The 10789-nt window shown below is 63.4% G+C and carries 8 protein-coding genes; 3 read left to right on the plus strand and 5 right to left on the minus strand.

Annotated elements, in window-relative coordinates; genetic code table 11:
* Positions 1-12 precede the first annotated feature (12 nt).
* A complete protein-coding gene (locus J2X92_RS15405) occupies positions 13-630 on the minus strand; it encodes a PadR family transcriptional regulator (protein ID WP_307576834.1) in 618 nt (205 codons plus the stop codon).
* 625 nt (positions 631-1255) lie between these two features.
* On the opposite strand from J2X92_RS15405, the gene J2X92_RS15410 reads away from it, so the two are divergent.
* Both J2X92_RS15410 and J2X92_RS15415 read left to right on the plus strand, forming a co-directional pair.
* Entirely contained in the window at positions 1256-4582 is a 3327-nt protein-coding gene (locus tag J2X92_RS15410; RefSeq protein ID WP_307576835.1) for a bifunctional diguanylate cyclase/phosphodiesterase, read from the plus strand.
* Positions 4583-4658: 76 nt separating this feature from the next.
* On the plus strand, positions 4659-5471 hold the full coding sequence (locus J2X92_RS15415; RefSeq protein ID WP_307576836.1) for a glycine-rich domain-containing protein: 813 nt from the start codon (positions 4659-4661) through the stop codon (positions 5469-5471).
* 75 nt (positions 5472-5546) lie between these two features.
* On the opposite strand, the gene J2X92_RS15420 is transcribed toward J2X92_RS15415, so the two are convergent.
* Positions 5547-6563, minus strand: a complete 1017-nt coding sequence (locus J2X92_RS15420; protein ID WP_307576837.1) for a patatin-like phospholipase family protein — start codon at positions 6561-6563, stop codon at positions 5547-5549.
* Between the two features lie 27 nt (positions 6564-6590).
* Between J2X92_RS15420 and J2X92_RS15425 the strand changes: the two genes are divergently transcribed.
* Complete coding sequence (locus J2X92_RS15425) at positions 6591-7382, plus strand: alpha/beta fold hydrolase (RefSeq protein WP_307576838.1); 792 nt, start codon at positions 6591-6593, stop codon at positions 7380-7382.
* 31 nt (positions 7383-7413) lie between these two features.
* On the opposite strand, the gene J2X92_RS15430 is transcribed toward J2X92_RS15425, so the two are convergent.
* Genes J2X92_RS15430 through J2X92_RS15440 form a run of 3 tightly spaced genes read right to left on the minus strand, consistent with a single transcriptional unit; the run spans position 7414 to position 10786 of the window.
* Complete coding sequence (locus tag J2X92_RS15430) at positions 7414-8730, minus strand: sulfatase family protein (RefSeq protein WP_307576839.1); 1317 nt, start codon at positions 8728-8730, stop codon at positions 7414-7416.
* Between the two features lie 14 nt (positions 8731-8744).
* Positions 8745-9740, minus strand: a complete 996-nt coding sequence (locus J2X92_RS15435) for a Bug family tripartite tricarboxylate transporter substrate binding protein (RefSeq protein ID WP_307576840.1) — start codon at positions 9738-9740, stop codon at positions 8745-8747.
* Positions 9741-9793: 53 nt separating this feature from the next.
* Positions 9794-10786: a Bug family tripartite tricarboxylate transporter substrate binding protein gene (locus J2X92_RS15440; protein WP_307576841.1), complete on the minus strand. Its 993-nt coding sequence runs from the start codon at positions 10784-10786 to the stop codon at positions 9794-9796.
* Positions 10787-10789 lie beyond the last annotated feature (3 nt).

Raw genomic sequence — 10789 nt, forward strand, 5'->3', positions numbered from 1 at the left:
AAGAAAATTCTTCTAGATACGTTCCAGTTGCTGGGCGGCGCTGTCGAGCACCGCCGCGAAATCGTGGGCTTGTTGTTCGGTGAGGGGCTTGCCCGAGAGGCGCATGCGCATCGCGAGCTTCAGGTTCTCGATGGCGCGCGTGACCTGCGGCGGGCGCCCGCCGCGCGGGCCGGCGCCGTCGACGCCGCCGTTCATGCGGGCCATCATTGCGTCGGCCGTGTCGCGATTGGCGGCCAGAAACTCCTGGCCGCTGGCGGTGATGCTGTAGCGCTTGCGCCCGCCGGTGTCGGCCGTTTCTACGCTGAGGTAGCCCATTTCTTCGAGCAGCGTGAGCGTGGGGTAGACCACGCCGGGGCTCGGTGCGTAGCTCCCGCCCAGGCGATCTTCGATGGCCTTGATGAGCTCGTAGCCGTGCGCCGGCTTCTCGGCGATGAGCTGAAGCAGCACGAAGCGCAGGCCGCCGTGGCCGAAGACCCGCCCGCCGCCGCGTCCACCGCGGCCTCCTTGCATGCGCTGCTCTTCCCCACCTCCGTGGCGGGGGCCGCAGCCGCCGGAGGCGCTGTCTTCGTGTTCGCCACGGGGAGCGTGGCAGTGGTGATGCTTGTGATGGCCGAAGTGGAAATGTCTCATGGCGGGTGCCCTTCGCGATGCGTATCTGAATTATTTTAGATATATCTAAATAAATGTCAAACCGATACGCATGGGGCGCCCGCGATCGTCAAGGACCGAGCGCCTCCCGCGCCCCTACGAAGCGCCGCTGCCGCATCCATTTCGTCGCGACCCACTTCTCGCCGCGAACTGGCCTGTGCCGTTATCGCCGCCTCCGCACGCGGCCAGCAGCGACGCTGCAAGCATGGTCAGGGTGGGGTAAAGCAAACAGGATTTGACGTTTGGAGTGACTTCTCTAATCAATTCGTTCTTTCGGCGGGGGAGGGCATGACGCAGTGCCGAGCAGGGTGCATCGGCACTGGGGACCGCGAACGAATCTAGGTTTGCCCTGTGTCAGTCAAAAGGCAAAAGACTTAGGTGTGAATGGGGGAGGCGCAATGCTCAACCAAGTCCCAAAAACGCGAACTGCCGAAGTTCGGTCAAGTAGTCCGCGCGATGACCCGACTGTGGGTAGGACAAATCGCGTGACGTTTCGGTAACCTTTGTATATATTGCGACAAAACGATACTAATTACTGCGTTCTCTGTGTGCTGCGCTGCAGCACAAAAGAGCCAACCGGTCTGCGCAACGACGGGAGTCGAATCCAATGTCATTGTCCGTCTGGGTCAGGATTCGCTTGCCGCTGGTGATTTTCCTTGCCGGCGCGGCGCTATCGGTCGCCCTCGCTGTCTCCGCCCGCCAGGAGATCGGACGCAGTGCCCAGGCGCGCTTTGACGCAGCCGCCTTCGACTTGGCGCGAAAGGTCGAAGCCCGTTTCGACGACTACATTGCCGTGCTGATCGGCCTGCGTGCGCGGTTCAACACCTCCGAGCCCGTAACGCGAAGCGACTTCACGGACTACGTTGCAGGGTTGAACCTGGCCAGCGCCTACCCCGGTTTCCAGGCCGTCAACTATGCGCCCCGCATTGCGGCCAATGACAAGCAGGCCTTCGAGCAGCAGGTGCGCGGCGATGCAAGCCTCGACACTGTCGTTGCCTCCAAATTCGCCATCAAGCCGCCCGGTGAGCGGGACACCTACTACCCGCTGGTCTATATCGAACCCCGGGCCGGGAACGAGAGACTGATCGGCAATGACCTGGGCGCGATGCCCGACAGGGGAGACGCGCTCGAGCAGGGGCGCGACACCGGCGGCCTCGTCATGTCGGGCCGCAAGGTTCGCATCGCGGGCCGCGAGTCCGACATCGGATTGGCGATGCGGCTGCCGGTTTATCGCCCAAGACAACCGCTCGACACGCTCGAGCAGCGGCGCAGTGCCTATATCGGTTCGGTGGGTGCGGGCTTCAGCATCGCAGGGATGTTGAGCGACGTGGTGGGTTCCGCTGCCGCAAGGACCTTCCGGTTGCGCTTGATCGATGCCGGGCCGAGCAAGGGAGCGATCGGGACACGCGTAGAGACCCGGTTTGTAGAGACCACCTCATTCGGCGAGAAGCAATTGATGTTCGACAGCGGGGCCTTGGCAAAGCCCAATGCTGCCTTGCCAGCGCGCAGTCTCGAACGCATGCTCGGCTTTGAATTGGGCGGCCACTCTTGGCTCGTGGAGGTCGCCCAAGACGAAAACCAGGTCTTTGGGCCGCTAGACAGGTCCATACCGTGGTTCATCCTCTTCGGCGGCCTGGCCACCAGCCTGCTGCTTGCAGGCATCGTTTTTTCGTTGACCACCTCCCGCAGCCGCGCCCAGGTTCTGGCCAACAAGATGACCGTTCACTTGCGCACGAGCGAGCGGCAGTTGGAAGAGGCCCAGCACCTGGCAAGTCTGGGCAGCTGGATCCTCGATCCCCAAACCGGAGTCCTGCAATGCTCCGATGAAGCTCGGCGAATTCTGGGCTTCGAACCCGGTCCTTCGCAGCCGGACCTGCCCACGCTGCTCTCGCGGGTTCCATCCTCGGAACGCGCCGCGGTCGAAGAGCAGATTGCACTGGCCTCGCAGTCCATGGAGCGCAGCGAATTCGAGCACCGCCTGTGCCTTGACGATGGCACCGAGCGCTGGCTCCACGTCATCGCGCAGTCGGCCGTGGAAGACGGAAAGACGCTGGTGCGCGGCACCGTGCGCGACGCCACGCGGCCACGCAAGGATGCCCTGCGCCAGAAGCTCGAATACAAGATCGCCCGGCTGCTTGCCGGCGATGGTCGGGCCGAGACGGTCATCACGCTAGCGCTGGAAGCCGTATGCACCGACTTGCGCTGGGACTGCGGCGCGCTGTGGAGCGTCGGCGAGGATGGCATGGTTCGCTGCACCGCCGCCTGGCATGCCAACGACATTCCCTTGGCAGTGCAGCAGTTTGTCTCTGACAGCCGTTTGCTCGAGTACGGGGCCGACGAAGGCTCGCTGGGCCGCGCGTGGAAAACAGGCGGCATCGTCCAGATCGGCGCGCAGGCGGTTCCGAAGAATTTTGTGCGCGATGCGCGCGCCAGCCAAGCCGGGCTGACGGTCGGCGTCGTCGTGCCGATGATCATTACCGGTTCGACCACGGCGCTGGAGCTCTTTGGCTCCAACCCGTACGTTGTCGAGGCCGAGACGCTGGAGTCGCTGCGAGTGATCGCCTTGCAGATCGCCCAGTACAAGCAACGCAAGCTAGCCGAGAGAAGTCTTCGCTTCATGGCCAGTCATGACGAACTCACCGGGTTGTTCAACCGCGCCGCGCTGCAACACGAGCTGGTTCGCGCCATCAAGCGCAGCAACCGTCACCAGAAGCAGTTCGCGGTGATATTCGTCGACCTGGATCGCTTCAAGCACATCAACGACACGCTGGGCCACGGCGTGGGCGACGAGATGATCAAGATCTGCGGCGAGCGCCTCACGGCGTTGCTGCGCGAGGCCGACGTGGTGGCACGTTTTGGTGGCGATGAGTTCGTGCTTCTGCTGGAGAACCTGTCCAGCGCGAACGATGCCGCGGTGCTCGCAGAAAGAGTGCTCGCCTGCTGCGCCGAGCCTTTCATGATTGCGGGACGCGAGCTGCACGTAACCGCCAGCGTTGGCGTGAGCGTCTACCCGGACAACGGCGGCGATGCCGAAGCGCTCTTGAAGAACGCCGACACCGCGATGTACCGGGCCAAGGAAAGAGGCCGCAACACCTATCGGTTCTACGCGGCGAAGATGAACGCGCAGAGCACCGAGCAGCTGATGATGGAAAGCGCGCTGCGCCATGCCTTGGAACGCGGCGAGCTGGAAATGCACTACCAGCCCAAGTTGGATCTGCAGACCCAGCGCATCGTTGGCGTCGAGGCGTTGATGCGTTGGCACCATCCCATCCTGGGCATGATTCCGCCGGTGCAGTTCATTCCGATTGCCGAAGAGATCGGCTTGATCGTGTCCCTGGGTAAATGGGCGCTGGAGAAGGCCTGCGCTGATTCGCGTTCATGGCAGGCGTTCGGTTTGCCGGACGTGTTGATGAGCGTCAACCTGTCGCCTCGTCAGTTCGAAAGCCGCACGCTCATTACCGACATACGGTCCGTCCTGGAAACCTCGGGCTTGGATCCGTCGCTGCTGGAGCTTGAAATTACCGAGGGTGCGGTCATGGCCAACCCCGAGCGTGCGACCCAATTGCTCCGGACGATTCGAGACATGGGTGTTGGACTTGCCATCGACGATTTTGGAACGGGCTATTCCTCGCTCTCTTACCTGAAGCACTTTCCGCTGTCGACGGTCAAGATCGACCGCTCCTTCATCAACGACCTTTCGCAGGACGCCGATGCTCGCGCGCTCATCGACGGCATCATCACCTTGGCCCACGGGCTGCGAATGAAGGTGGTGGCCGAGGGCATCGAGACCACGGCCCAGTTCGACTATTTGCGCAGCCGCGGTTGCGATGAGGCCCAGGGCTACTGGCTCTGCAGGCCCGTGCCCGCCGACGAGGTGCGCAATTTCATGGCGCGTCATCTGCGCAACCAATTTGCTCCAACGGTGACTGCCTGACAAGCGAACCTTTGAAGCAATCGTTACCGGGCACGTTCGCCCGGACATTGCAGCAACTCCACAGGAGCATTCATTCATGACTCAATCGGCCCAACGCAAGACACTCGACCAGACCATCGCCGCCATCGAGGCGCTCGACCTCACCCCCATCAAATTCAAGGCCTGCCGTAAAGAAGACGGCTACGGCTGGTCCCCAAGCTACGCGAACCAGATGGAAGTGGCCTACAAGCGCTACCTGATCCTGCACGCCAAGCACCCCGACCTGACGCTTGCTCCCGAGCAGGACGTCGACCGCTTCTGGCACATGCACATTCTGGACACGAGAAAGTACGCCGCTGATTGCGAAACCACCTTCGGCTATTTCTTGCATCACTTTCCGTACCTTGGCCTGCGCGGCGAGGACGATGCCAAGGTGCTGCAAGCTGCTTTTGAAGAGATGCAGCGGTTGACGGCTGAGGAGTTTGGCGAGGCTACGCCTCAACGTGGGGTTGGCAAGGATGCCGCCGCGTGGTGTTCGCTTGAGGCGGGCAAACCTGCGGCTGCTTGGTGCTCGCTTGAGGCGGGTAAACCGGCGGCTGCGTGGTGTTCTCTGGAGGCGGGAAAGCCAGCAGCTGCTTGGTGTTCGCTTGAGGTAGATAAACCAGCTGCCGCGTGGTGCTCGCTTGAGGCAGGCAAACCAACGGCTGCTTGGTGCTCGCTCGAGGCGGACAAACCTGCAGCTGCATGGTGTTCGCTGGAGGCTGGCAAGCCAACAGCTGCTTGGTGCTCGCTTGAGGCAGATAAGCCTGCAGCCGCATGGTGTTCGCTGGAAGCGGGCGCTCCGGCAGACATCGCCTCCGCAAGGCCCTCGGCGAAGGCCGGTGCATCAGCAGGTTCCATTTCGGTGTAGATGGATGGAGGCTTGGCGGGGATGAGTGGCTGGTCTGCTGCGTCCTCCGCCCAGCCCCCTCGCGCGCCTGCTCGCTCACGTCCAGTTCTGCTGCACCCAGCTGCGCACCGCCGCCCACTCGGGCGAGGTCTCTATGTAGTTCTGCGTCGCGCTCACCAATTCGCCTACGTTCTTGTAGTCGTCCAGACCGAACGGCTGGCTCAGCGGCACGTTGCCGCGCATGTAGTTGCCGCCGAGCAGTTGCTGGGCCTGGATCGCCGCCAACTCCGCGGTGGCATCCATGGTGAGATTGAGCAGCGCCGTGGCCGGCACCGCGCCATTGCTGAACGGCCACAGCCAATGCGTGACGCCCCAGTCCAGCGGATTGGGCACGGAACCAGGCGGCACGCCTACTGGATTGGCGCCGGTGCCCAGCGACAGCATCACGATGTCCGACGTGGCGGTGGCGTAGCCCTGGTAGATGGCCTCTACGACCGCCGTCATCGAGGGGTTGTTGGCGAACGTGCCGCCGTCAGCGAAGTAGCCGAAGCCGCCCACCTGGTACGGCGGGAAGTACGTCGGCGCAGCCGAGGTGGCCAGTGCGGCGTCCACCATGCTGATATCACGGTAGGTGTTGTTCGGACCGTTGGAGATGGTGCACGGCGCCCAACTGTTGTCGCTCGCATCCCATAGTCGCGCGGAGTTGACGGCCACGAACCGGCTCGCCGACGACATCGCGCCTGCACCCACCAGTTTCTGGGCGACTGCCTGCAGGCCAGTGTTGACGTACTGGCATCTGAAGATGCCAGGGCCGCTGCCCAGCAGTTCTTCCGTCGACTGCGCCGGTGCCCGGTCTTGCTGCTTGGCCTCTGCGGCCAGCCACCAGCCGTTGGGCTCGAAGATCGTGGCCCCTTCGTTCTGGTAGAGATTGACGATGTCGTCGATGCCCACATTGCTCACCAGGCCCAGCGAGATCAGGCCACCCGTGGAAGTGCCGGCGAAACCGTCTGCGTTCTGGACGATGCCGAAGCTTCGGTCCAGGTCCTGGATCAGCAGCGCAGTGATGACGCCGCGGATGCCGCCGCCGTCGCAGCAGAGAATCTTGAAAGACATGGCTGTGCTCCTTGCTAGAGTGGATAGATGAGCACTGTCGCGCCTCTTCATGCGCCAGTCCATTTCACGTCATTACATGCACAAACCCATATCAAAATCACTTGCCACGAGGAGCAATTTCCAATGCCGACGCAGACACTGAAAGACGGGGGTGATTCATTCGAGGTCTCAGTGCGCAAAGCCGCCACAGGTTCTTCGGTCGTTCTTTTTTCAGTTGGATCGGGCGGTCAGCCGGAACGGCTCTCTACGCTCCTGGACGCCTTGACTGAATCTGGTTGCACGGTTGTTGCACCACATTTCGAGCGACTTGCTTCGACTACTCCAACAGAGGAGGAGTTGACCCTTCGGGCAAGAAGACTGGCCCTTGCGCTGGACGCATTCGTTGAGCCCTCTGCAAAAGCGATAGGCGTGGGGCATTCAATTGGTGCAGCTACCCTTGTCGCTATGGCCGGGGGACAAATGTGGTTGGGGCCAGGTCGGTGCGTACGCATCGCACCGGACCGTCGCTTGGGTCGTCTCGCCCTTTTGGCACCACCCACTGGATTCTTTCAAGCTCCGGCCGCACTTGATGTCGTGCGAATTCCAATTTTGGCGTGGGTGGGGTCGGCGGACAGCATCACCCCGCCAGCCCAAACGGAATGGTTTGCACGTGCCATGCACGATTGGAACGCTGTGGATGTCCGCATCACCGAAGGGGCTGGCCATTTCTCGTTCATGGACGTTCCACCGCCGCACACCACGGAGCCACTTCCCAACAAGCAAGCGTTTCTGCGAGAGTATTCGAGCGAGATTTGCAAGTTTGTGGGGGCCGCCGCCTAGAGAGTGAATTGCGACACGTAGCGTGCGACACCTACCGCTGCGGCATATCCCTAACCGAATACCCCAAGCTAACCGTCGCATCCTCCGGAATCCCAGGCATCGTCGCATTCCACGCCGCCCAGTCGGCCCGCATCGCAGCCAACCTCTCCGGCTCCTTCTTCCCCAGATTCGCCCTTTCGCGCTCGTCGGCCGGAATGTTGAACAGGTACTCGTTTCCATCCACCTTCAGGTACTTCCAGTCCCCATCGCGCATGGCTTCCTGCCCGCGGTGATTCATGCGCCAGTGCAGCGGACGGCGGAAGCCGTGCTTTGCGTCCTTCAGCACGGGCATGAGCGACACGCCGTCCAGCGGGTAGTCCGCATCGGCCTGCACGCCAGCCGCGTCGAGCATGGTGGCGGACCAGTCCATGGTCATGCAAAGTTGCTTGCTCTCGCCGCCCTTGGCAATCACGGCGGGCCAGTGCGCGATCCATGGCACGCGGATGCCGCCCTCGGTCAAATCCATCTTGCCGCCGACCAGTGGCCAGTTGTTCGAAAAGCGCTCGCCGCCGTTGTCGCTGGTAAACACCACCAGCGTGTTGTCGGCCATGCCGTGCTTTTGCAGGGCGGCCATGATCCAGCCGATGCCTTCGTCCATGTGATGGATCATGCGGCGGTACACATGAATGTTGCCGCCGGCCAGGTCGAAGAGGTTGTCCTTCACGGTCGGCGCCTTCTCGGCGTCGTCGCGGGTTTCCCAGGGCCAGTGCGGGGCGGTGTAGTGCAGGCTCAGGAAGAACGGAGCTTCCTGTTTTGACATGCGCTCTACGTAGTCGACTGCGCGTTTGGAGAGGATGTCGGTGAGGTAGCCGTCTTCCTTCTTGTCCTCTTCGCCAAACCACAGGTCGTGGGCGCCGGTGGAGTCGCAGTGGGTGAAGTAGTCGACGCCGCCCGACATGGGTCCGAAGAATTCGTCGTATCCCGAGCGCAGCGGTCCGAAGCTCGGCGGGTAGCCCAGGTGCCATTTTCCGATGAGCGCGGTCTGGTAGCCGCCGGCCTTCAGCAGTGATGGCAGGGTGGGGTGGTCGGTCGGCAGGCCGAGCGTGGTGCTGCCGCGGCTGCTGCTCCTGATGGGCTCTTCGGCCGCGCCGCGCAGGCGGTATTGGTAGCGCGCGGTGATCATCGCAAAGCGCGTGGGCGAGCACACGGGCGAATTCGAATAGCCCTGGGTGAGCTTCAGGCCATTCGCAGCCAGGCCGTCGAGCACGGGCGACACGGGGCCGAAGGCAGCATCGCGGCCGCCGTAGCAGCCCAGGTCGGCATAGCCGAGGTCGTCGGCCACGATGAAGATGATGTTGGGTCTGGTCATGTGTCTGGAAAGGTTCAGGGCTGGTAGCCGGACTTCTGGACGACGGGCGCCCATTGCGCGCGGTAGGCCTTGAGCATTGCCACTGTCTGCGCCTGCGTGCTCACCACCGGCGTCATGCCGGCGTCCTTGAACTTGCGCTGCGTGTCGGCGTCTTGCATGACTTCGCGGATCAGGTTGGACAAACGCTCGACCTTCTCCTTGGGCATGCTGGCGGGCGCAAAGAATGTGTTCCAGCCGGTGGCGGCCAGGTCGAGGCCGGCTTCCTTGAAGGTCGGAATGTCCGGCGCAAAGGGCGAGCGCTTGGCGCCCGATAGAGCGAGGATGCGCAGCTTGCCGGCGTTGTGCTGTGGCAGCACCACGTCTTCGGTGTCGATGGAAATCGGCACCTGGCCGCCGATCAGGTCGTTCAGCAGGGGGGCCGAGCCGCGGTAGCCGATGATTTGCGTCTGCACCTTGGCCTTCTCGCCCACCATGAGGCCGAAGAAGTGCGGCAGGCTGCCGGTGGCGGGCACGCCCACGTTGGCCTGGTTCGGGTTGGCGCGCATCCACGCCAGCAGGTGGTTCAGCTCGCGCACCGGCAGCGCGGGCGAGACCGAAAGCGCAAAGTCGTACGCATTGACGTGCGACACGGGGACGAAGTCGCGGTCGGGGTCGTAGTTGTTGTCCTTGAAGACCAGCGGCGCCACCACCATCACGGCGGGGTTGGCGAGCATCAGCACATTCTGGCTGGCGGTCGTGGTCTTGACCTGCTGGGCCGCCAGGCGGCCGCCTGCGCCGGGCTTGTTCTCGACGATGACCGGCACGCCCAGCCGCGCGCCGAGCTTGTCTCCGACGATTCGCGCCACGCGATCGGTGGCGCCGCCAGGCGCATAGCCGACCACGATGTGCAGCGGGCTGTCGAGCGTCGTTTGCGCCCCCGCGGTGGTGGCCATGGTGGCGATGGATGCCATGAAGCCGGCTGCGGCAAGCAGCGTGGCCAGGCGGCGGGTGATTGGGGTGTTCTTCAGCATGATGGGGTTCCTCCTCGTTCGGTTGTCGTTCGTCGATTCATTCAATAGCTTGCTCAGTCGTTGGCCTGAAAATTCACGGCCTTCATGATGCCCGCCCAGCGCGCGGTGTCCTCGCGCATGGTCTTCAGCAATGCCTCGCTGTTGTCGCCCACTGGGTACATGCCGTTCTGAAGCAGCTGCTGGCGCACCTCGCGCGTGTTCACGGCACGGGTGAACTCGGCGCGCAGCTTGTCGATGATGGGCTGCGGCGTTTTCAAGGGCGCGTAGTAGGCAAACCAGGCGGTGGCCACCACGTCCTTGTAGCCGCTCTCGGCAAAGCTGGGAAGGTTGGGCATCAGCGGGGAGCGCTTCTCGCCGCTGGCGGCCAGCACCTTCACGCGGCCCGAAGGCAGCAGTTGCTGCGCACCGCCGATGGTGTCGAAGTACACCGGCACCGAGCCGCCCATCACGTCCTGCCGCGCCGGCGTGGAGCCGCGGTAGGGCACGTGCACCATCTTGAGCCCAGCGGCGCGGTTGAGCATTTCGCCCAGAAAGTGCGAAGGCGTTCCCGCGCCGTACGAGGCAAAGCTGAGCTTGTCGCCCTGCGCCTTGGCCCAGGCGATGAATTCGGCCAGCGTGTTGACCGGCACGTCCTTGTGGACGACCAGCGCCAGCTCGAAGCGCGCCGCATTGATGATCGGCACAAAGTCCTTGATCGGATCGTACGAAAGCTGGCGATAGGCGCTCGGGAACATGGTCATCATGCTGGCGGTGCCCAGCAGCAGCGTGCGCCCGTCGGGCGGCGCCGTCTTGACCGCTTCCACGGCAATGCGGCCTGCCGCGCCCGAGCGGTTGTCGACGATGAGCGGGCCCAGCGTATCGCGCACCTGCTCGGCAATGGCGCGCGTCAGCACGTCCTGCGTGCCGCCGGCAGGCACGCCGATCAGCACCTTGATCGGCTGGCCTGGAGTGAAGCCCTGGGCCTGCGCGGGGAGGGCGAGCGGCGCCAGGGCGAGCCCGCCCAGTGCGGCGAGCGCGCGGCGGCGGTCGATGTTGGATGTGGGCATGGG

The organism is Variovorax paradoxus (assembly GCF_030811855.1).
Classification (GTDB): domain Bacteria; phylum Pseudomonadota; class Gammaproteobacteria; order Burkholderiales; family Burkholderiaceae_C; genus Variovorax; species Variovorax paradoxus_L.

Bases quoted from the DNA above. Each gene is read 5' to 3' on its own strand.
- J2X92_RS15435 (WP_307576840.1), bottom strand. From the start codon at position 9,740: ATGCTGAAGAACACCCCAATCACCCGCCGCCTGGCCACGCTGCTTGCC.
- J2X92_RS15405 (WP_307576834.1), bottom strand. From the start codon at position 630: ATGAGACATTTCCACTTCGGCCATCACAAGCATCACCACTGCCACGCT.
- J2X92_RS15425 (WP_307576838.1), top strand. From the start codon at position 6,591: ATGAGCACTGTCGCGCCTCTTCATGCGCCAGTCCATTTCACGTCATTA.
- J2X92_RS15440 (WP_307576841.1), bottom strand. From the start codon at position 10,786: ATGCCCACATCCAACATCGACCGCCGCCGCGCGCTCGCCGCACTGGGC.
- J2X92_RS15415 (WP_307576836.1), top strand. From the start codon at position 4,659: ATGACTCAATCGGCCCAACGCAAGACACTCGACCAGACCATCGCCGCC.
- J2X92_RS15420 (WP_307576837.1), bottom strand. From the start codon at position 6,563: ATGTCTTTCAAGATTCTCTGCTGCGACGGCGGCGGCATCCGCGGCGTC.
- J2X92_RS15410 (WP_307576835.1), top strand. From the start codon at position 1,256: ATGTCATTGTCCGTCTGGGTCAGGATTCGCTTGCCGCTGGTGATTTTC.
- J2X92_RS15430 (WP_307576839.1), bottom strand. From the start codon at position 8,730: ATGACCAGACCCAACATCATCTTCATCGTGGCCGACGACCTCGGCTAT.